The 21,963-nt window shown below is 68.7% G+C and carries 13 protein-coding genes; 8 read left to right on the forward strand and 5 right to left on the reverse strand.

What is annotated here, in order from left to right:
* The first annotated feature begins 44 nt into the window (after positions 1 to 44).
* Together KEG38_RS19860 and KEG38_RS19865 are read left to right on the forward strand one after the other, a co-directional pair.
* Positions 45 to 3,590: an FAD-dependent oxidoreductase gene (locus KEG38_RS19860; RefSeq protein WP_272421288.1), complete on the forward strand. Its 3,546-nt coding sequence runs from the start codon at positions 45 to 47 to the stop codon at positions 3,588 to 3,590.
* The gene (locus tag KEG38_RS19865; RefSeq protein WP_272421289.1) at positions 3,587 to 4,561 is read left to right on the forward strand and encodes a hypothetical protein; all 975 of its coding nucleotides are present in this window, start codon (positions 3,587 to 3,589) and stop codon (positions 4,559 to 4,561) included. The genes KEG38_RS19860 and KEG38_RS19865 overlap by 4 nt, the downstream gene beginning before the upstream one ends.
* 9 nt (positions 4,562 to 4,570) lie before the next feature.
* On the opposite strand, the gene KEG38_RS19870 is transcribed toward KEG38_RS19865, so the two are convergent.
* Positions 4,571 to 6,988, reverse strand: a complete 2,418-nt coding sequence (locus KEG38_RS19870) for a TonB family protein (RefSeq protein WP_272421290.1) — start codon at positions 6,986 to 6,988, stop codon at positions 4,571 to 4,573.
* A gap of 132 nt (positions 6,989 to 7,120) precedes the next feature.
* On the opposite strand from KEG38_RS19870, the gene KEG38_RS19875 reads away from it, so the two are divergent.
* From KEG38_RS19875 to KEG38_RS19890, 4 genes are all read left to right on the forward strand, one after another.
* Positions 7,121 to 8,122, forward strand: a complete 1,002-nt coding sequence (locus tag KEG38_RS19875) for a hypothetical protein (RefSeq protein WP_272421291.1) — start codon at positions 7,121 to 7,123, stop codon at positions 8,120 to 8,122.
* A gap of 397 nt (positions 8,123 to 8,519) precedes the next feature.
* Positions 8,520 to 11,279, forward strand: a complete 2,760-nt coding sequence (gene ppdK, locus KEG38_RS19880) for a pyruvate, phosphate dikinase (protein ID WP_272421292.1) — start codon at positions 8,520 to 8,522, stop codon at positions 11,277 to 11,279.
* A 189-nt stretch (positions 11,280 to 11,468) separates the two neighbouring features.
* Positions 11,469 to 12,185, forward strand: a complete 717-nt coding sequence (locus tag KEG38_RS19885; RefSeq protein WP_272421293.1) for a molybdopterin-dependent oxidoreductase — start codon at positions 11,469 to 11,471, stop codon at positions 12,183 to 12,185.
* The gene (locus tag KEG38_RS19890; protein WP_272421294.1) at positions 12,178 to 12,765 is read left to right on the forward strand and encodes a PepSY-associated TM helix domain-containing protein; all 588 of its coding nucleotides are present in this window, start codon (positions 12,178 to 12,180) and stop codon (positions 12,763 to 12,765) included. Before KEG38_RS19885 ends, KEG38_RS19890 begins: the two co-directional genes overlap by 8 nt.
* Before the next feature lie 16 nt (positions 12,766 to 12,781).
* Here the strand turns inward: KEG38_RS19890 and KEG38_RS19895 are convergent, their stop codons facing one another.
* From KEG38_RS19895 to KEG38_RS19905, 3 genes are all read right to left on the reverse strand, one after another.
* On the reverse strand, positions 12,782 to 13,276 hold the full coding sequence (locus KEG38_RS19895) for a cupin domain-containing protein (RefSeq protein WP_272421295.1): 495 nt from the start codon (positions 13,274 to 13,276) through the stop codon (positions 12,782 to 12,784).
* Positions 13,273 to 13,995: a patatin-like phospholipase family protein gene (locus KEG38_RS19900; protein ID WP_272421296.1), complete on the reverse strand. Its 723-nt coding sequence runs from the start codon at positions 13,993 to 13,995 to the stop codon at positions 13,273 to 13,275. The genes KEG38_RS19895 and KEG38_RS19900 overlap by 4 nt, the downstream gene beginning before the upstream one ends.
* 141 nt (positions 13,996 to 14,136) lie before the next feature.
* The gene (locus tag KEG38_RS19905; RefSeq protein WP_272421297.1) at positions 14,137 to 15,756 is read right to left on the reverse strand and encodes a sigma 54-interacting transcriptional regulator; all 1,620 of its coding nucleotides are present in this window, start codon (positions 15,754 to 15,756) and stop codon (positions 14,137 to 14,139) included.
* A 234-nt stretch (positions 15,757 to 15,990) separates the two neighbouring features.
* On the opposite strand from KEG38_RS19905, the gene KEG38_RS19910 reads away from it, so the two are divergent.
* The gene (locus KEG38_RS19910) at positions 15,991 to 17,334 is read left to right on the forward strand and encodes an alkaline phosphatase family protein (RefSeq protein WP_272421298.1); all 1,344 of its coding nucleotides are present in this window, start codon (positions 15,991 to 15,993) and stop codon (positions 17,332 to 17,334) included.
* A 12-nt stretch (positions 17,335 to 17,346) separates the two neighbouring features.
* Here KEG38_RS19910 and KEG38_RS19915 read toward each other — a convergent pair whose 3' ends face one another.
* Entirely contained in the window at positions 17,347 to 19,353 is a 2,007-nt protein-coding gene (locus tag KEG38_RS19915) for a vWA domain-containing protein (protein WP_272421299.1), read from the reverse strand.
* Positions 19,354 to 19,482: 129 nt separating this feature from the next.
* Between KEG38_RS19915 and KEG38_RS19920 the strand changes: the two genes are divergently transcribed.
* Positions 19,483 to 21,948, forward strand: a complete 2,466-nt coding sequence (locus KEG38_RS19920) for an MMPL family transporter (RefSeq protein WP_272421300.1) — start codon at positions 19,483 to 19,485, stop codon at positions 21,946 to 21,948.
* Positions 21,949 to 21,963 lie beyond the last annotated feature (15 nt).

Below are 21,963 nucleotides of genomic sequence, written 5' to 3' on the forward strand. Positions count from 1 at the left end.
ACGCGCGACCTGAGGAGGGGGCTCTCGCGGAGGCGGAGCGAGTGATGTCCGGATCAGCACCGACCAGAAAGAAAAAGATCGCGATCCTCGGCAGCGGCGTGGGCGCGATGACGGCGGCATTCGAGCTCACGAGCGTCCCAGGCTGGAAAGACGAGTACGACGTGACCGTCTATCAGCAAGGGTTTCGCCTCGGCGGCAAGGGCGCGAGCGGTCGCAATCGCAAGGCCTCCGATCGCATCGAGGAGCACGGGCTGCATGTTTGGCTCGGCTTCTACGAGAACGCCTTCAACATGATGCGGCGCTGCTACGAGGAGCTCGGCCGCAATCCAAACATGCCCCTGTCGAGCTGGGACGAGGCGTTCAAGAAATTCTCGTACGTCGGCGTGATGGAGAGCATCGAGGGGGAGGATGCGGGAATCCGCGGCCTCGAAGTCGATCCGGACTGGGTTTTCTGGATCGAGCATTTCCGGGAAAACAAGCAGACGCCCGGGCAAGGCAAGGAGTTCTTGTCAATCTGGGACATCGCCGGGGAAATGATCGGCCTCGCGCTCCACGCGTTCCAAACGTCGCCCTTCGGCCCGCCCCAGGGCGCGCCCGTTCCGGGGGCAAACCCGGATAGCGCCGCGTCGCAAACCCCTCCCCCCGAAAATACTTCGCCGCCGGTCGGTCTGGCCTCCGCGGAGGGAGTGCGCAAGGAGAGCTTCCTGGCGGACATCGCCACCATGACCGTCGGGGTCGTGGGCAGCGCGCTCGGCCTCGTGGCGCGTCGCTCGAACGCATCGAGCCAGCGGCACCGGACGCGGCTCGTCCTCGGTCCCACGACCGCGCACCTGCAGCTCCTCCGCGCACGGGAGCTCGCCCGGGCCTCGCACGAGCACGGGTCGACCATCTGCGAGATCCTCGCCGACCTGAGGGAGTGGTTGTGGGACGAGATCGAGCACATCGTCGAGCAAAACACGGTCCTCCGGCGCCTGTGGATCCTGATCGATCTCATCACGGCCGGTGTGCGCGGCGTGGTCTTCGACGGGGTCCTCGAGCACGGCTGGGATGTCATCGACAAGTACGATCTCGTCGAATGGCTGCGCCGCAATGGGGCGAACGAGCTCACGCTCCGATCGGGCATCATCCGCGGCACGTACGATTTCGTGTTCGCTTACGAGAAGGGTGACCCGCGAAGGCCGAACATGGCCGCGGGCGCGATGGTGCGCGCCATGCTGCGGATGCTCTTCGAGTACCGCGGGGCGATCTTCTGGAAGATGCAGGCCGGCATGGGCGACGTCGTCTTCGCGCCGCTCTACATCGTCCTGAAGAGCCGCGGCGTGCGCTTCGAATTCTTCCATCGCGTGACCAAGCTCGAGCTCGACGCGTCGAAAACGGAGATCGAGCGAATCCGCATCGACCGGCAGGTGTGGATCAAGCCGCCCCCCACGGGGCCGCAGGAGCCGCCGCGCCACGAGGACGACGCCCCGATCCAGCAAGCGCCGCTGGTCTTGGAGACGGACGAGCCCCCGCCCTCGGAACAACCCAAGTCGGTGCGGCCGGCCCATCTCCGCGAATATTATCCGCTCTTCTCCACGAAGGGCCTGCTCTCCTGGCCGAGCGAGCCGCTCTACGAGCAAATCGTGGACGGCGACGCGCTGCGGGCGGGCTGGACGAAGCTCAATTACAACCTCGAATCCTTCTGGTCCTCGTGGAAGCCCGTCGAGAAGCGCGTTCTGAAGAAGGGCGAGGATTTCGACATCGTGGTCCTCGGCATCGCGCTCGGCGCGCTGCCGTTCATCTGCCAGGAGCTCATCGAGCACAGCCGGCAATGGCAGGACATGGTCGAGCACATCCCCACCGTGCAGACCCAGTCCATGCAGCTCTGGATGCGCCCGAGCCTCCAGAATCTCGGCTGGAACGGGGCTTCGTCGTGCGTCGCGGCCTATGCGCAGCCCGAGAACACGTACTGCGACATGACGCACCTCATCAATCGCGAGAACTGGCCCGTGGGGACGCCGGAAGACCCGAATCGCGATTACCCCGGCAGCCTCGCGTATTTCACCGGCCCGCTGCTCGACGCGGACCTCCTGCGCCCCTTCCCGGTCGCCTCGATCCCCGTCTCGGCCACGCACCTGCCCCCGCCGCAGCCCCCCTTCGTCGGCGCGACCGACGCCCCGGTGAGCCTGTTCGCGCCTCCTTCGTCCACGGCCACCCCGACGGGCATCGCCGCGGCCGCGCTGCAGAGGGACGGGCTGCCCCCGCCCTGGGATCACGATTTCCCGCGGAGGATGCACGAGGCGGTCCGGCGCACCTCCATCGAATGGCTCACGAAAAACCCCGGCGTGCTCTGGCCGCTCGCGACCACGACCCACGACGAGGACGAGCTCAACTGGTTTTTCCTGGTCGATCCCCGGCACCGCGACGGCAAGGCGAGGTTCGACGCGCAATACTGGCGCGCGAACATCGATCCCTCCGAGCGCTACGTCATGTCGCCGAAGGGCTCGACCCATTATCGCCTGCATTCGGACAAGTCCGGCTTCGAAAACCTCTTCCTCGCCGGCGACTGGACGAAAAACGGGCTCAATACGGGCTGCGTCGAGTCCGCGGCGATGTCCGGCATGCAGGTGTCACGCGCGATCTGCGGCTTCCCGGAGAACATCGTCGGCGATTACGACGTGCGAGGCACCACGCCCGCGCTGGGCCCCCTCGAGGTCCTCGGCGATTACGATGGCGCCGTCATGGTCATCTTCCTGCCCGAGAACGACGTGCGGCGCATGCTCCCAGCCGGGCTCGAGCTCGAGGAGCAGGAGATCACGCCGCCCGGCTTCCATCCGCTCGTGATCACGCTCGGCGCGCGAGAAGGCGCGCGCTTCTCGTTCCCGCGCTCGCTGCTCCATCGAAATTACCTGGAGGTGATGAACGCCATTCCCTTCGTCCGCATGACGGGTTTTTCCCTCGGGCGCGGTCCCTTCACGTACGTACCGCGCTTCTACGTGACCGATCCGCTCATGGCGGGCGGCGGCCTCTTGTTCTGGGGCTTCGATACCGAGCTCGCCAGCGTCGAAATCAGGGACAAACGCAGCACCTCCACGCCCGAGCGGCTCTGGCAGGTCCGCTCGCCGCTGCGCCGCTTCTGCGCGCTTTCGGCGTCGATGCAAGGGCGCGAGGCGTTCCGCAGCCTCGAAGATTGGCTCGACCGGGGCCCCATCTGCAAATTGCCGATCCGCAAGGCCGGGCTCGACCCCGCCTGCAGGACGGGGGCGATCGGTCACAACGTGAAGGCCATCTCGTCGATGCTCTCGCAGCCGATCCTCACACGCTCGGCGCGTGGCCTCGGGCCTTTCGTTTCGGCCTGCCTCGACTGGGGGCTCGGGCGGTGCGAGGTGCGCCCGCTCGACGGCCGGGTGACCCTCGATGACGAGTATCTCGCGGGGCCGATGCGCGGCAAATACGACATCACCGGGTTCGACGCCACCACGAGCCGTTCGTTCGGCTTCCAGATTCGCACGCGCTGGAAGCTCTCGCTGCCGGCGCCCTCGGGCCTCGCGTCGCGCCTCGTCGAGCTCGGGCAGGGCAAGAACAAACTCGCGCTCCGGAGCCTCTTGTGAGCGCGGGCGTCGGAAAATACGTCGAGCGCCCGGACAACCAGGCGCTCGCGCAGCCGCTCGCGCTTTCGAGCGCGACGCTCTATCTGTTCCCGGTCGAGGCGGACGTCCGCCGCCTGCAGGTGGTCTGCGATCGGTTCCTGAATCGCCCGTCCTTCGGGGTCTGCGATTATCGGGTGTATTCGTCGCGGGTCGTCTTCACCCTCGCTCGATTCGGCGTCATGCGCCCCGAGAGCGCGCCTGACGCCCAGCGGGGGTTTTTCTCGGTCGCCGCGGGGGGCGTCTGGATCCCCGCCCTGTCCACGCGCCCCACGGGGCCGAGCCCCCTGGCCAATCGGCCGGTGGTTTTCCCTTATTACTCGTTCTTCGACGAGGGACATGCCGTCGTGACGGGGCGCGAGGTATGGGGTTTCCCGGGCGAGCTCGCGCACCTGGAGGTCCCGTACGACGCGGCTTCCGCGAGCGTGTTCCGCGTCTCGCCGGTCGTGATCGACCGGTTCGGTCCACGGACCCTGGGGCGCACGGAGCAGCTCTTCCAGATCACGAAAGTCCCCGGGACGAGCCGGGCGCTCTTCGACGAGGTCTGGGACGATCCGCAGGCGGCCGCAGCGGGTTTGTCGGACCGGCTCTTCGGTGGGCGGGAGAGCGCGGAGCCCGAATCCGCCGTGCGCCTCGATCTTTCGCGATCGATGTCGTCCGGCCTCACATTCGCGCTGCTGAAGCAATTCCGTGATGCCGAGCGGCCCGAGAGGGCCTGTTATCAATCGGGCGTCGAGGCGCGCGCGACGATCCAGCGTTTCCGCCGGGCCGGCGTGCTGGATGGCCGCTTCGCGTTGAACCTGAAGGTGGCCGACAGCCACCCGATCATCGAGGAGATGGGGCTCGCCACGGGCTCGTTCGGCGATCTCGTCGGGCTGTTCGTGGACATGGATGCCGTGGTGGAGAACGGCGTCGAGCTCTGGCGCGCGCCCTGATACGAGCCGCTAAAGCCCGCCCTCGACGCCGATGCTCGGCACGGTGACCGGTCCGATCTCCTGGGCCTCGCATTCGGTGGAGCCGCAACTGACGCCGGTTTGCTCCTTGCTGAGCGTCGCGTTGAGCATCTCGATCACGAGCGAGACCCAGCCGCGCTTTTTCAGGTCCCAGCGCTTTTCGATGCGCGCGTCGATACGGAAGAAGGGATCGGTGCGGCTCTTGCCCCAGATCGCGGCGGTCTCGGCCGCGATGGGTAAACCCGTGTAGAAAACGACACGCGAGCCGAGGCGCCAGCCCTTGCCGGCGTCCCAGGAGATCGCGCCATTCAGGACGTGGGTGCGATCGAATTGCGCCGGGCCCGAGGAGAAGCCGATGCTCCGCGACGAGCGGGAGAGCGTATAAGCGATGTATCCGCCGAGCCGCTCCGTGAGCTTGCGGCGGATGTAGATCTCGAGCCCCACGGCGGTGCCGAGGGATCGATCGGTGATCACGTTCGCGTCGTCGTCATCGTCGTCCTCCTCGTCGGTCGGCGGCCCGCCGGGGCCTCCGGGGCCTCCAGGGCCGCCGGGTCCTCCGCCGGGGCCGCCGGGACCTCCTCCTCCGCCGCCGTTCGCCCGGCCAACCGAATCGAGCGCGTCGGCCATGTTGAAAAAGCCATTGAGGAAAAACGTGCCCGTCGCCTCGAAGCCGAACGGCAATTTCACGTCGAGGCCCGTGCTCGACTGGACGCTGCGCTGCAAGCCGCCGGCGAGCTTCCCGATGGTGAGGCCGGGGACAGGCAAGACGAACCCGGGCGGCTGGTGGGCGAGGCCCATCGCGGAGACGAGCTTGAATCGGGGCGCGATGGGGACCTTCATCGCGAGCCGGACATCGGCGCTGATCGCGGTGACGCCGCCCGAGCCCCAGAGGTCGACACGCGCGCCGGGGGTGAATTCGACGCCGCGGCCCGCGTCGAGGACGGCGTCCGCGTAAAACCCGACCGCGGTGTCCTGGCGCGGCGGGAAAAACTGGTCGAGGAACGTCTGGAGATCGCGGCCGTCGTCGTCGTCCGTGCCCGCGACGAGGTCGTAATAATCGAAGTTCGCGTCGACGCCGGCCCGGATGAGCACGGATTCGCTACGGCGGTGAAGGATCTGGCTCCGCGTCGAGAAGAGGAAATCGCGCGCGAAAATGCCCTCCTGGCCACCGACGGCCGTGCGGTCGTAGCCGAACGAGATGGCCTGGCGAAGGCGCGTGCGAGGGCTGACGTCCTTGTCGTAGCGGAGGTCGATCCGGTGGAACTGGACGTCGAAGAGGCCCTGCTCGACGCCGTCGAGCTCGGCGCCAAGGTAATCGTGGGCGCCGAATGCGAAGAGGGTGAGGCGATCCGTGGGCGTGACGTCGAAGGTCGCGCGTGCCTGATAGTCCCAATAATTGAGGGTGGTTCCGGGCGCGAGCAGGGAGAGCGCGGCCGCGGTATACGAGAATCGGCCGCCCGCCATGACGGTGGCGCGATCGCCGATCGGGGTCTCGACCATGGCGCCGGCGTCGAAGACCCGGATGTTCGCCTCGCCGTGGAGCTCGCTCTTCGGCTTGGTCGTCTCGCCGGCGACGATGCCGCCGGCATAACGACCGAATTGCGCAGGGTAGCCGCCGGGATAGAGGTCGACCCGGTCCACGATCGCCGGATTGACGACCGAGGGGCCGAGGGCGAGGTGATACAGATAAGGGACGCGGACGTTGTCGAGGAAATACCCGACGTTGCCGGGGGGCGCGCCGCGAATGTAAAAAAAAGGCAAACCCGAGAAGATGGGCGTGACGCCGGGGAGGGATTCGATGGCGCGGAAGGGATCACCGAATGCGCCTGGCAAGACGCGGACCTCGGCGCGGCCAAGCGAGGAGGTCCCGACGGCGCGGCGTTCGCCGAGCGCAAGGACCTCGATCGGCGCAGGGCCCGCCGGCTTCGGCGTCGCGGTCGGCTTTTTGCCGGGTGCGCCGTCCTTCGGCGCGGCGCCGTCTTCGGGCGCGGGAGGGGTCTCCTCCTCGGCAGGCGGCTCCGGGGGCGTGAAGTGGATGAGGACACGAATACGCGCGGGGATGGGTTTTCCGTTGCGCGTCGCCGGCTCGAAACGCCAGGACGGCGCGGCGCGGGACGCGGCCTCCGTGAAGGGCGCGTCGCCGGAGACGACACGCGCCTCTTTGACGCTGCCATCCGCCGCGACGGTGACGTCGAGCAGGACGTCGGCTTCGCCCGTGAGGCCCGGCTGGGTCGGATAAGCAGCCTCGAGCGCGGCGAGCGGGCGAGGCGGGACGAGGACGGGCGCCGCGGGGGGAGGTGCGGCAGGGGGAGCCGGCGCAGGTTTCGGGGGTTCGTCAGCGCGCGCAACCCCCCCGAAGAGCAGGGAGGCCGAGGCCACGAGGGCAGAGATGGGGGCTGCGCATTTCATCGGCTGGTTGCTACATCATACGCTTCGCGTCCGAATATGTAAAAATGTGTCAAGAGCACGGTTCCACCAAAGCGGAAGGTGGCGAGCGCCCGACCCTTGCTTGGTCGCTGCGCGCAGGTGTATCGTCGCCGCGTGCTGGAAAGTCGTAGCGGATGTGACGTTCGAGCGCGGTGGCGCCCGGATTCGCTGGGGCTCGGGCTCGCCTCGGCCGTGCTTCTCTTCGGGGTCCTCGCCTGCACGCCGAAAGCACGCGACTACACGAGCGGCACAGGCGGCGCAGGCGGCGCGGGCGGCGCAGGGGGGATGGGCGGCGCGGGCGGCAGCGTCCCCTGCCCGGAGACGCATCGTTGCGCGGTCCCGCCGCCGGACGGATGGTCCGCGCCGGCCGCCGTCGTCACGGGCGTCCCTTCCCCGGCGTGCCCGGAGAGCTTTCCGACGCTGCTCGTCGACGTGCGCGACGATATCGCCGCCGAGCCGGCGGCGTGCGGCTGCTCGTGCGGCGCGCCGAGCGTCGATTGCGGCAACCTCCTCCTGCTCTACCATCAATCGTGCGGCGCTCCTGTCGGTCTGGACGTGGCGTCCGGGCCGCCGAACACGTGCCTCGATTCGACGCCCAAACAGAACTCGGTCCACGCTTACTTCAACGAGGTCATGGGCCCCTGCACGCCCGCGCCGACGACGACGCTCCCCGAGCCATCCTCCCAAAGCGCCGTTCGCGCCTGCGGCGGCGCGTCGACGGACGGGGTCTGCGAGGACGGCCTGCTCTGCGTGCCCGAGCCCGTCACGCCATTTCGTATTTGTGTCGTCCGCGGAGGCGAGCACCCCTGCCCGCCCGGGTATCCCGACCGCGCCATCCATTACGAGGGCGTGAACGACACGCGCGCTTGCACCGAATGCACGTGCGGCGCGCCGGCGGACGCCAAGTGCAGCGCGTCCGTGCAAGGATACAGCGACGCGTGCGCCACTGCGACGTCCGCGCTCGTGACGGACGATCAATGCACCTCGTCCTTCTCCTATTATACGTACACCACGCCGGAGGTCACCGAGCCGGGCGCGTGCCCGCCGGGCACCGTCGAGCCGACGGGCACGGTCGAGCTCGCCGATCCCATCACGTTCTGCTGCTCGGTCGATTGACACCCCGAGGCTCGCCCGTGACCCTCGGCCAAGGTCGGCAGATAGGCCGAGGCTCGCCCGTGACCCTCGGCCAAGGTCGGCAGATGCGCCGAGGCTCGCCCGTGCCCCTCGCCCGAGGTCGGCAGATAGCCCGAGGCTCGCCCGTGACCCTCGCCCGAGGTCGGCAGATAGCCCGAGGCTCGCCCGTGACCCTCGCCCGAGGTCGGCAGATTGGCCGAGGCTCGCCCGTGACCCTCGGCCAAGGTCGGCAGATTGGCCGAGGCTCGCCCGTGACCCTCGGCCAAGGTCGGCAGATTGGCCGAGGCTCGCCCGTGACCCTCGGGCCGCTCGCGATGCCTGGGAAACACCCTCTCAGATCTCGCTTGCGCTCACAGCCCAACCCATGGAAGAAGCCGCCATGGCGAAGCGCATCTACTTCTTCGGGGGCGGTCAGGCCGACGGCGACGGAACCCAGAAGCCGCTCTTGGGCGGCAAGGGCGCAGGGCTGCACGAAATGACCCGGCTCGGGATCCCCGTGCCGCCGGGCTTCACGATCACCACTGAGGTCTGCACGGCCTTCTTCGCCTCCGGCGAGCGAATCCCGGAGGGCCTGCTCGACGAGGCACGCGCGGCCATCCGTCGGGTGGAAGAGATCGTCGGCACCCGCTTCGGCGACCCCGAGAACCCGCTGCTCGTGAGCGTCCGCTCCGGCGCGCGCGCCTCGATGCCCGGCATGATGGACACGATCCTGAACCTCGGCCTGAACGAGGCGATCGTGGCCGGGCTCGGCGCGCGCACGCAAAACCCGCGCTTCGCCCTCGACGCCTACCGCAGGTTCATCGTGACGTACGCGGACGTCGTGCTCGGGATCCACCGCAAGCGCTTCGACGACGCGCTGGAGATCGCCCGCCGCAAGGCCGCGGCCGCGCGCGGGATGGTCGAGGCGCAGAGGCTCACGGTGGCCGAGCTCCAGCGCAAGTTGCCCGACTCGATGTTCGACGAGGAGACGCTGCGCTCGCTCGTGAAGGAGCAACGCCGCATCGTCCAGGAGGAGACGGGGACGCCGTTCCCCGACGATCCGTGGGCGCAGCTCGAAGGCGCGATCGTCGCGGTCTTCCGGAGCTGGAACAACAATCGCGCCAAGACGTACCGCAAGATGCACGACATCCCCGAGGCGTGGGGCACCGCGTGCAACGTGCAAGCGATGGTCTTCGGCAACCTGGGCGAAGACTCCGGCACGGGCGTGGCCTTCACGCGAGACCCGTCGACGGGCGAGAAGCGCTTCTTCGGCGAGTGGCTACCGAACGCGCAAGGCGAGGACGTGGTGGCCGGCGTGCGCACGCCGAACCCCATCGCGAAGGGGCAAGGCAACGACGAAGGCTCGCTCGAGGTGCGCATGCCCGAGGCCTACGCGGAGCTCGTGCGTACGCAGGAGCGGCTGGAGAAGCACTTCCGCGACATGCAGGACCTCGAGTTCACCGTGCAGTCGGGCAGGCTTTATCTGCTCCAGACGCGAAACGGGAAACGAACGGGGCGCGCGGGCGTGCGGATCGCCGTGGAGATGGCGAAGGAGGGGCTCATCGATCAGCGCGAGGCGGTGATGCGCGTCGACCCGGCGTCGATCGAGCAGCTCCTGCACCCGACGATCGATCCGAAGGCGCCGAAGACGCTTCTGGCGCGAGGCCTGCCGGCGAGCCCGGGCGCGGCGAGCGGGCAGGTGGTGTTCCACGCGGACGAGGCGGAACGAAAGGCCGCGCAAGGCCTGCCCGTGATCCTCGTGCGCGCCGAGACGTCGCCCGAGGACATCCACGGGATGAAGGCCGCGAACGGCATTCTGACGGCGCGCGGCGGCATGACGAGCCACGCGGCGGTCGTGGCGCGCGGCATGGGCAAGTGCTGCGTCGCGGGGTGTTCAGCGGTCGCCGTGAGTTACGAGACGGCCACGATGACCGTGACGATCTACGACGAGCTCGGTCGGCCCACGGACACGGTGAGCGTGAAGGGCGGCGACGTGATCACGCTCGATGGAGCGACGGGATCGGTCTACCTAGGCGCGATCCCGACGGCGCCGGCGTCGCTCTCGTCGGAGTACGAGGAGCTCATGCGCTGGGCCGACACGGCGCGGCGGCTGAAGGTGCTGGCGAACGCGGACACGGGCGCGGACGCGCGGACGGCACGCTCGTACGGGGCCGAAGGAATCGGTCTCTGCCGCACCGAGCACATGTTCTTTGACGACAAACGAATTGCCGCGGTGCGTGAAATGATCCTCGCCCGCGACGTGGACGCGCGGAAAGCGGCGCTCGCGAAGCTCCTGCCCTACCAGCGCGAGGACTTCACCGCGATCTTCCAGGAGATGGCGGGGCTGCCCGTGACGATCCGCCTGCTCGATCCGCCGCTGCACGAGTTCCTGCCGCAGGAGCGCAAGCAGATCGAGGACCTGGCGGCGACGATGAAGGTCCGTCCGGCGGAGCTCGTGCGCAAGGTGGAGGAGCTGCACGAGCTGAACCCGATGCTCGGTCACCGCGGCTGCCGCCTCGGCGTGACGTTCCCCGAGATCAACGAGATGCAAGCCCGCGCGATCTTCGAGGCCGCGTGCGACGTGGCCGAGAAGGGAGCGCCCCCGAAGCTCGAGATCATGATCCCGCTGGCCATGACGCGGAAGGAGCTCGCGCTGGCGAAGGCGACGATCGAGCGGGTGGCGAGCGAGGTGTTCGCCGAGAAGGGTCGGTCGGTGTCGTACCTGTTCGGCACGATGATCGAGCTGCCCCGCGCCGCCCTGCGCGCCTCGGAGCTCGCCGAGGAGGCCGAGTTCTTCAGCTTCGGCACGAACGATCTGACCCAGACCACGATGGGCATCTCGCGCGACGACGCCGGGAAGTTCCTCGGGGCCTACGTCGAGGCGGCCATCCTGCCGAAAGACCCGTTCACGAGCCTCGACACGGAAGGCGTGGGCGAGCTCGTGGCGATCGCCTGCGAGCGCGGCCGCAAGACGCGGCCGAACCTGGAGCTCGGGGTGTGCGGCGAGCACGGCGGCGACCCGTCCTCGATCCGCTTCTTCGAGCGCGTGAAGCTCGACTACGTGTCGTGCTCGCCGCTGCGCGTGCCGATCGCCCGGCTCGCCGCGGCTCAGGCGGCCCTCACCGAGGGCGGCGCGACGACGCTTCAGACGACGGCCTAGAACATCGATCGGTTTGACAACCGATCGATGTTCTAGGCTTCTTTCGTCCCGAGGGGGACGCCTCGCGTCCCCCTCTCGTCCGGGCAAAGCCCGGACGATTCACCCCCCGAGGGAAGCTCGCTTCGCGATCTTCCGAGCATCGAACCGGTCGATGCTCTAGGATGAGTGCGCTCGATCGAGGAGGCTCCCGTGTCCAAGCCCAAGGATGAGTTCCCCGAGCTCGAAAACGTCATCCGCCGCCGCGCCTTCCTGCGCGCCGCCGCGGCCGGCACCACCTTCCTCGCGCTCGGCGGCGGCACCTACGTCCTCGCCGCCGACAGCGATCCGCGCGGCAAGCAGCTCCGCCCCGACGGCCGCCCGCGCCTGCCGCCCGGCCAGCGCATCCTCGACGCGCTCAAGCCCATGGGCGGCGAGCCGGGCGACCCGAGCCCCTCAGCCTTCAAGCTGCGCGTCCATGGCGACGTCGACAATCCCTTCGAGCTCGATTTCGCGGGCCTCCTCGCCCTGCCGCAAACCGAGCAGACGTGCGACGTCCACTGCGTCACGGGCTGGAGCGTGCTCGGCGCGCGTTTCACCGGCGTCAAGGTCGCCGAGCTCGCGAAGATGGCGAAGGTGCGCGACACCGTGCGCCACGTGATCTTCGAGGCGGCGAACGGATACACGGCCAACGTCCGGCTCGCCGAGGCGACCGCGCCGAACGTGCTCATCGCGCACAAGCACGAGGGAAATCCGCTCACGCGCCCGCATGGCCCGCCTGCGCGCGCGCTCGTGCCCGACCTTTATTTCTGGAAGAGCGCGAAATGGGTGACGGGCGTCCGGTTCGTCCGGACCGACCGGCCCGGCTACTGGGAGACGCGCGGCTACCACAACCACGCCGACCCGTGGGCCGAGGAGCGACATGGCTGAGGGCGCGCCCGAGCCCCGGCGGCGTTTGTCCCTGCGAGGCCTCTTGCGCACGGTCCACCGGGACGCGGGAAACCTCGCGGTCGGGCTCACTCTCGTGTATGCCGCGTCCGGCCTCGCGGTGAACCACATCGCGGACTGGGACCCGAATTTCAAGAGCTACCAATCCACGCACGAGCTCGGCGGCCCTCTCGAAGGCGAAGACCAGGCCGTCGCCGAGCGGGTCCTTCAAACGCTCCACATCCCGGCCAAACCGAGCGACGTCTACCGCGCCGCGCCGAACCAGCTCGAAATCACGCTCGACCGGCGCACGCTCCATGTGGACACGCAGACCGGCAAGGTGCTCGACGAGGGCGAACAGCCGCGGTTTTTCCTGCGGCTCGCGAACTGGCTGCACCTGAACCGCGGCAAGAAGGCGTGGACCTTCGTGGCCGACGGCTACGCGGTCCTGCTCCTTTTGCTCGCGTTCTCGGGGATGTTCATGCTGCCCGGCCGGAAGGGTTTGATCGGCCGGGGCGGCATCTTCGTGCTCGTCGGCGCGGCGGTGCCGATCGCCTACGTGGTGCTCTCGGGCGGCCCCTGATCGGCCCCGCCCCCCTTCATTTCACCTTTTCGAGCCCGGGAAACGCCTCGGCCGCGCTCGTCTCGAAGAGCGAGACCTGGTTGCCCGAGCGGATCATCGTCTTGCCGAGCCGCGGGAACTCGGCGATCTCGGTCGGCTTCTTCTCGCCGCACGAGAGGTACACGAGGTCTTCCTCGAACGGGTTTTTGAGGTGATGGGCCACCGACGGCACGGGAAAACCCATGAAATCACCCGGCCCCACCTCGAATTCCTCGTCCCCGATCTCGGCGATGCCCCGGCCGCTCAGGATGTAGAGGAACTCCTCCTCGCCGTGATGGCGATGATAAATGAACGACTCTTTCCCCGGCGGCACCCGGATCAAATTGACCCCGATTCGTTCGAGCCCGGTCGCCATTCCCAGGAGGTGCCCGTGGATCAGCGAATTCGGGTTGAACGGATGCGACATCGAGGCCTCGGGTCCGCGGTCGCGGGCCCGGATGAGACACGGTTTTTTCGTGGATTCGTCGGTCATGCCAAACCTCCCTGCACGCGGATTTCGGAGCCCTTCGTGGGCCGGGAAAGTGCCTCTCGCGTCGCCCGCGCCGCGATGTCGAAGGCGCGCGCGCCTTCGGGCAGACGGAACGGACCCACGCGCGGAAGCGACTCGATGACGAGCGCGCTCATCCCCGCGCGCTCCGGCACCTTTAGCGATGGGCTGTCCACCTTTCGCCACGGCGAGCGCGACGCGAGGTGGTGATAAAAAAGCCGCTCACCTGCGGGCATTCCGGCGAGCCCGTGCCGGTCGAGGATCCCGCCGTCGAGCAGCGGCCGCCCCTCGTGCCAGACGGGATGAAACAGCCCCGGCACCGTGCACGACGCCTGGATTGCCGGCGCGAGCGGCCCTTCCGCGAGCACACGCGTCCCGCGGGCGAACACATCGTACACGCTCACCGCGAGCGGCACGCGGCACCGATCGAACGAGCGCACCGGCAAGAGCGCTTCGAGCCGTGCGCGGAAGAGTTTGCCCGCGAGCAGCCCCGGCCCGAGCCGCACGTCCCAAAAATCCTCACGCTTGAGCCGCAAAAGCTCGTCGCGGATCGTCACCGCGCTCGCGCCCGCCGCCCAGATCCCGCCCACGAGCGCGCCCGCGCTCGAGCCCGAGACCCGCGTGGGCAAGAGCCCTTCGTCTTCGAGCACGGTCATCACCCCCGCGTGCGCGAAAAACCCGAAGAACCCTGACGAAAGGCCCATGGAAAAGGGACCTTCGCGGAGCCACTCCCGCAGCGTGGGGGTGGGACGAACGGAGGCGTGGGGGGCGGTCGAGGCGGACGACATGGCAGGCGGAGGCGCATCCTAGCCGAAACATGCGCCCTGGGCGCGCCGATCGGGCGTTCAGCCGATGCTGATTTTGAGCTCGCGCATGCGCCGCTGCAGCGCCACCTTCGAGACGCCGAGGTGCCTCGCCATCAGCTCGACGTTCCCGTCGCATTCCCGGGAGCAGCGCAGGATCTCGTCCCGTCCGAGGTCGCTCGCGCGCCGCACCTTGTGTTGATCGACGAGGTTGTAGATCGAGCTCCGCGGAATCCTCAGCCGCTCGGCCGTGGCCTTCATGTCGAAGTCGCACGCGCGCAGCGCCTCGTGCAGCTCCTCCACGGTCACGTCGCTCGGCTTGCGGCTGCGTCGCGGCGTCATGGGCTCCTTGGTCGGCGAGGCCCCCGTCTCGGTTCCGCCGGCGTTCCCGAAGCCTCCGCCCGCGGGCGGCGGGTTCATCGAAAGCAGCACCGCAAGCGCCGGACCCGGATCCAGCGGGCCTGTGTTGTGGCTTCCGAGGACGAGCTGCCGCACGACATTCCGGAGCTGTCTCACGTTTCCGGGCCAATCGTGCCGGACGAGCGCCGCCATGAACGACGCGGGGAGCCCCACCTGGTTCAATGGGATCCGGTCCGCCTTTCCGAAGCGATCGAGCTCGGTGCGGAGAAAATGTACGAACAGACGCCCGATATCGTCCCGCCGCTGGCGCAGGGGCGGAATCACGAGCTCGTAGCTGGAGAGCCGATGCAAGAGCGGCGCGCGGAAGGCCCCCGTTTGCACCTTCACTTCGAGATTCGCGTCGGTCGCGGCGACGATACGCGCCCGCGTCTCTCGCATACGCGAGGCCCCGAGCGTCTGCACCTCACCCACGTCGAGGGCGCGGAGCAAGGACGCCTGCACGTCGAGCGGCATCTCGCCCACTTCATCGAGAAATAGCGTCCCATCTTCCGCGGCGCCGAAGTAACCGGAGTGGGCGCGCGCGCCTGTGAAGGCGCCCTTGTCGGACCCGAACAGCTCGGAGGCGGCGAGCGCGGGTGGGATGGCGCCCATGTTCACGGCCACGAAAGGCCGACTCCGCCGCTCTCCCGTGTTATGGAGAGCACGCGCGACGAGCTCTTTACCCGTCCCGGTTTCACCGCGCACCAAAACGGGCACGTCGAGGTTCGTGAGCTGCCGGATCTCACGGCGAACGCGCTCGATTCCCAGGCTCGCGCCCACGAGGCCGAGGTTATCCTCCGACTCCTGGCGCAGCTCGTCGAGATGCAAGAGGAGCACGATGCGGCTCGCGAGCTCCAGTACGATCCCGGCCTTCAAATCATCCGTCGAGAAATCGCGGCAGCCTTGAAGCAAACTTCCGTTCGCGACGATACGCGTGGGGCTGCCTTGCGTATCGATACGAATGCATTCGTTTTCGAGCCGGAGCAGGCGTATGGCTTTGCGGCTCACGTGCGCATCGCCGAGCGGCTCGCGCCGGCTCGAACCCGGGCGCGAGAACTCGGGATCGAGGCGTGACAGCTCCGTGCCCGCGCCGCCTGCTGGCAGCGGCAAGAGTGCCCGATCGCCGACCCGCTCCACCGTCGGGTGCCAGACAATCGTCAACGTGGGGACGCGGGAACTCCCGAACCCCGCCTCGGGGCCGTCTGCGTGTGTCGGCGGGTTGAGCCCATCGAGCGTCGAGAGCTCCGCGTCTTGTGAGGACACGTACTCTTGATATCACGAAAAGGGGGCGTTCGACAAGCCTACGACGCGTTCGACATGTCGACGGACACGTCCGCCGACACGTCGGAGATACGTCCGGTGTGGGCCGTGATGCGCGGGGTGTCGCCGCGGTGTGTCGAGCCCCTATTCAAGCTCACGAGTGCATCGTTCCACGCTGGCACGCCGCGTGCAAACCCTATTTTCGCATTTCGACGGGTAACCAGTTGGAGGTAGGCCGTGCCCGACAAACTCGAGGACATCGACACCATCGTTGTCCTGATGATGCAGAGCAGGTCGTTCGATCACGTCCTCGGCCATCTGAGCCTCGACGGCGGACCGTACGAGGGGCAGCTCGACGGGCTCGTGGGCACGCCGGTCGACGGGAAGCTCCTCGACACGCGCTACGAGAACACCTGCGAGGGACGCGTGCACCATCCGCAAGAGATGCGCGACGGCGCAATGTCCGCGGAGCTGCCCGAGGATAGCCATTCCGTCCATCTCTCCCTCGGCCGCAGAACCTCCTCGGGCGAGCGCGCGATGGATGGCTTCGTGCGGGCGCATGCGCTTTCGGCGCACCGCGCGTCGCGAACCTTGCCGATGGGCTTTCTGCGGTGCTCGGGCGCGCCCGTCACGAACTTCCTGGCGAAGAGTTATGCCGTCTGTGACCGCTGGTTCGCTCCGCTGCCTACGGGTATGGCGCCGAACCGGCTCATGGCGACGTGCGGCTATTCTCTACTCGCGGACACCACGCCCCGGCTCTTGCCGTTGCACGAGACGGTCTTCGACTGGATGAAGCAGCGTGGCATCCGATATCGTGTGTATCACGACGGTTTGTCCTTTTTCACCCTTTGCCCCTGGATGCACGGTGAGGTCACGAGCGATCGCTTCCGCTCGGCGGTCCGGCTCGCGGACGACGTCCGGAACGAGCCCGACGCCACGTTCCCCCAGGTCATTTACATCGAACCCTCTTATTTCGACGCGCCCTTCCACCTCGGCCGACCGCCGAACGACAACCGCCCGCCCCTGCCCATGGCGCCCGGCGAGCGATTCTTGCTCCAGGTCTACCAGGCGCTCACGTCGAACGCCGAGCGCTTCGGCCGCACGCTCTTCATCGTCACGTATGCCTCGCACGGAGGTTTTTACGACCACGTCTCGCCGCCGCCGATCCACGATGGACCGTTCAAGACGGCGGGCGTGCGTGTCCCTGCGATCGTCGTCTCGCCGCTCGTCGAGCGCGGCACGGTCCACGGCGGCCTGCTCGACCACACCTCGATCCTGCAGCTCGTCGCCGAGAAATTCGGGGACGGCGCCTATTCCGAGGCCGTCGCGCGCCGTGCCGCGCAGGGGATCGGCAGCGTCTCCGCGGTCCTGAACCGCGGCGCCGCGCGCGCGTCCTTGCCCGTCCCGCCGAGCCCGCCCGAGCGACCGGGCCGCAAATGCAAGCGCTCGCTCACGCCCCGCACGGAAGGCGCGCTCGCATTCGACCTCGCGGCGCGCGCGCTTTGCGACCACGCCCCGGCGCGCGTCGCGAGCGCGTACCCCGAGCTCTGGCAGGCGATGTGGAACGCCGCGCTGCAATGAACCACGTGCCGCTCAAAGCACGACCGTAAAACCCTGCCAAACTGAGGCGAACGCCCCCGGCAGCTCGATCCCCCACGCCGCCTCTTCCAGGCACGTGACGAGCTTCGCCCCCGCCTTTTCCCCGTCGATCGTCGCCCGCACCGAGACGATCTCCTCGAGCGTCGATTCAAGCCCTACGGTCGCCTTTTTCCCTGCGCCGCCGCACGCAGCGAGCCCACGCGAAAGCTCGTCCTTCAGGAACGCCTGCTTGTCGAACATGCTGATCTGCGGCGGCTTCGCGCGGTGACTGCCGTAGAGCCGGCAATTGCTGGACCCGAAGCCCCAGCCGCTTGCCGAGAACTCCTCGATGCCTTCCGTCGAAGGACGCACGCCCGGCTCGATCGCGAGATAACTCGTCACCGGCGACACGGCCCGCCCCATCACCGCGAGCGACATCATGTCCGCCTCTTCGATCGAATGCAGCAGGTTCGAGCCGAACACGAGCCCCGCCCACCTTCGATTTTCGGCCTCGTCCGCGACGAGCACCCGGCGCACGGGCGTCGCCCAGAGCTCGCCGGTCACCTCCACGAAGGGAACCTGCTTGTCCGACAAACGCAGGTCCTCGAACGACTCGCCCTCCGCCAGCGCCTCGGGAGCCACGAGCGCCTCCTGGGCAATGCCCTGCGCGTGCACCTGGAAATGATCGATCCGCTTGGGACGCGCGAGCTCTTCGTACACCTTTCGGGGCTCGTCGCTCTGGTCGGCCGTATCCATCGAAGCTTGCCACACGAGCCCGCCCGTGGGCCGTGTCATCGCCGCCCAGGCGTGCGTGTCGTCGCGCGTGAGCGTGGTCGAGAACGCGCTGTCCACCACGCCGACGTGCAGGAGCGCGCCGCTCTTCGAGAGCTGACCCCGCAGACGCTCCGGCGTGAGCTCCTGCCGCGTGCGCGTGTCCGTCAAGGCCAGGATCCGCTTCGGCGTGTTCTCCGGCAAGGCCGCGAGCAGCGCGTCCGCGCGGGAGAGCGCCTCGTCGATGTGGCTCCCGTTTCGCAGGACAATCTGCGATCCGTCGAGCCCGGCGAGCGCTTCGCGTACCGAGACGAACCCTTTTTTCGAGGCGTGCACCGCGCGATCGAACGTGAATACCGCCGCGCGGGCGTCCGGGAAGTGGGAGAGATACGCCCGCGTCATGGCGACCTCCGCCTCGACCTGCTCCTGATCGAGCGATCGGGAGGCGTCGATCAGCACCACGACGTGCGCGCCGCGGGGCACACGCGAGAGTGCGGGCGCCGCGGCGACGTGGAAATGGACGACGTTCTTCTGCTTGCCGAACCCCACCGACGCGAGCGCGCCTTCGACGGGTTTTTCGCTCGCGGGCGCGACCGACAGGTCCACCGCCTCCTTCAGGCTGATCTGTGCCGGCGCTTTTTGCCGCGTATCGCCGACGAAGAGCGCCTCGCCCGCGATCATCGGCGATACCGTGGCTGCGGCGGGCAGCTCCTCGGTGCCCAGGGCGGCCGTGAGATCGAGGTGATGCCGCCCGTCGCGGTATTGCGTGGGCAACCGCAGCGTGTATTCGATCGTCTTGTCCTCGCCGGGCGGGCAGGGGAAGACCTGCAGCGCGAGCAGGTTCTGGCTCCGCCACGACAGCAAAGCCGGATCCTTCGGGTAATACCCGCCGACGCCCGTCAGCTCCCGATACCGCGCCGCCGCTTTCTCCGCCTCGAGCAATTCGCCGTCGAACCAGTGCGGCTTGCCGTCCAAGGTCCCCAGCGTGCGTAGCCCGACGGCCACGGCGCCGGACGGCATGTCGATGTAAAACGTCGCCTGATCGTGGCGCGGACCGCCATTGTGTACCGTGCGCCGCACGACCAGGTCCGCGTGACCGTGGCCGATGCGGAGATCGACCACGTGCGTCTTTTCCACGAGTTTGTCCGATCGCAACCCCCGCACGTCATCGGCCGAAGCGGCGTTTGCGGAGAGGAGGATCGAGGCGAGGATGGAAGCCGCGCGCGTGTACGAAATGAAGGAGGTCCGCATGGCGATGGACCCGACATCGACAGGGCCGCATCGTTCCCGACTTTGTTGAATTCTTCATCGAGCGGATCGTTCTTGCTCCGGCGTACGTACGGCTTGCCGGGCGAGGGCGCTCGGCGTATCGAAGCGCCGATGTCTGCTCCCGAGTCGAAAGGGCGTCCGGCGAGGCGCGCCGTCACGCTCGCGCTCGTCGGGATGACGCTCCTCGCGCTGTTCGCGGTCACGTTCCGGCTCCGGCTCGACCCGAACGTAGCCTCGCTCCTGCCCGATCAGGGCGAGGCCGCGGCGCTCCGCCGGTACGTGCGTGGCTTCGGCGGCGGCGACCTCGCCGTCGTGCTCGTCGAGGGGCCGGATCCGGAGACGAACGCAAAGGTTTCGGCCGAAATTGCGGCCGAGCTCGGAAAACGCCCGAGCGTGGCCCGCGCCGCCGATCGGGTCGACACCTCGCGCGCCCTCGATCCGATGCTCGTGTTTCGCCACGCGGATCCACACGCGATGGAGCGCCTGCGCGGCGCGCTCACGCCCGAGGGCATGCGCGCGCGGCTTGCGGAGAGCCGGGCCATGCTCCTCGCGCCGGGCAGCGGTGCCGTCGCCGACCTCCTCGCGGCCGATCCGCTCCGGCTCGGGCAACTCGCCTACGAGGGCGCGGACATCGGCTCCGGCGTGCGCACGCAGCCGGACGGCGCGTTCGCCACCGACGACGGCACGGCGCACCTCGTGCTCGCCGAGCCGCGTGGACAAGCTTTGCGTGGCGAGGACGCGCGGCGCTTCGTCGAGGACGCGGAGTCTGTCCTCGCGCCGCTTCGCTCGGCCCACCCCGAGATGCGGTTCGGCCTCACGGGTGGTCATGCGATTGCAGCGGCGACCGAGGCCATGCTGACGCGTGATCTCTCGATCTCCAGCACCATCGCCATGGGGCTCGCGTCGCTCGTCTTTGCCTTGATCTTCCGGCGCGTGCGCGCGCTCGTCGCGGTCATGCCGCCGCTCCTGCTCGGCACGGTGTGGACCGCGGCCGTGGCGGCGGCGCTCCCGCGTGGTTTGTCCGCGATCGCGATCGCGTTCATGTCGGTCGTCGTGGGCGTGGGGGTCGACACGGGCGTGCACGTGTATGCGGCGCTGCTCGAAGCGCGGCGGGCCGGGCTCGAACCTCGCGAGGCCGCGCGCGTGGCGCGGGCGAAGACGGCGCGCGGCGTCTTGTTCGCGGCCGGGACGGCGGCTGCGGCGTTCGGCGCGCTCGCGTTTTCGAGCATCGAGGCCATGCAGCAGCTCGGCCTCCTTTGCGCCGCGGGCGAGCTCCTCACGGCGGTGGCGATCGTGCTCGTGACGCCGGAGGTCGGCGCGCTCCTCGAACGAAAGCCTCCGCCTCCACCGGCGCCCGTGCGCTGGACCGATGCATTCGCCTGGCTCTCGGGCACGCGCAGGCGCGCGGCGCTCCTCGCCTTCGTCGCCCTCCTGCCCGTCGGGGCCGTTTTCCTGGGCGCGTCGCCGGGTTTGTCGGAGTCGATCGTGGCCGTGCGGCCGAAGGAGCTCGAGCCGCTGAAGGTGCAGCAGGCGGTGTTCGACGCGTTCGGGGGCAAACGCGGGCAATGGGTCGTGCTCGTCGCGGATCGAGATCTCGAGCGCGCGCGGGCGCGCGGGGACCGACTCGCGGAGACGCTCTCCGCGATGAAGGACGACGTCGAGGCGGTCGACGCGCTCACGGCCCTCGCGCCCGCGAAGGAGACGCAGGAGGCGCGCTTTTCGGCGCGCGATGCGCTCGATCTCCCGGCGAAGGCGAACGACCTCGAAAAAGCGCTCGTGGAGACGGGGTTTGCCCCGGCGCGTTTCTCGGGCGCGCTCGATGCGATGCGCGCGCCCTCGCGTGACCTCGTCCAGATCGAGGACCTCCGCAAAACCACGGCCTCGATCCTCCTGTCGCGTTACCTCGGCACCGACGACGGCGATCACCTCGTGGCGCTCTACGTGCGGCCGCGCGAGGTGCCCGGCGCGACGGCGCGGGTCGAGCAAGCGCTGCGGCAGACCGATCCGCAAGCCATGTTGACAGGGTATGCGCGGCTCGAAGTCGTGCTGCGGCAGAGCCTCGCGCAAGACCTGCCGAAGATCGGCGGCGTCGCCGCGGTGCTCGTGGTCGCCGCGCTCGCGATGTCGCTCCGGCGCGCGCGGGACGTGGTGATTGCGGCGATCGTCGTCCTCTGCGAGATCGCGGCGGTGCTCCTCCTCGTGCGGATCTTCGGCATCCCGCTGCACGCCTACGACGCGCTCGTCCTGCCCGTGCTGCTCGGGATCACCGTCGACGAGGGCATGTTCTTGCTGTACCGGGCCCGCGAAGTCGACGGGGGGATCGAGGGCACAGGCCGGCCCTCAGGGCTCACCGGAGCCCCGGACGTCAAGCACGATGTGATTCGCGAGACCTTGCGAGACGAGGGTCCTCCGGTCGCGGCCACGGCGCTCACGACGGCCACGGGCTTCGCGGCGCTCGCGCTTTGCCGCTTCGACGGCCTGCGGGATCTCGGCCTCGTGGGCGCGCTCGGCAGCGTGGCGGGGCTCGTGGTCGCGCTCGTCGTCGTGCCCGCGGGACTCCGGCTCTGGAAGGCGTGAGGTCTTCTCAGCATG

Source organism: Polyangium jinanense, assembly GCF_028435265.1.
Lineage (GTDB): Bacteria > Myxococcota_A > Polyangia > Polyangiales > Polyangiaceae > Polyangium > Polyangium jinanense.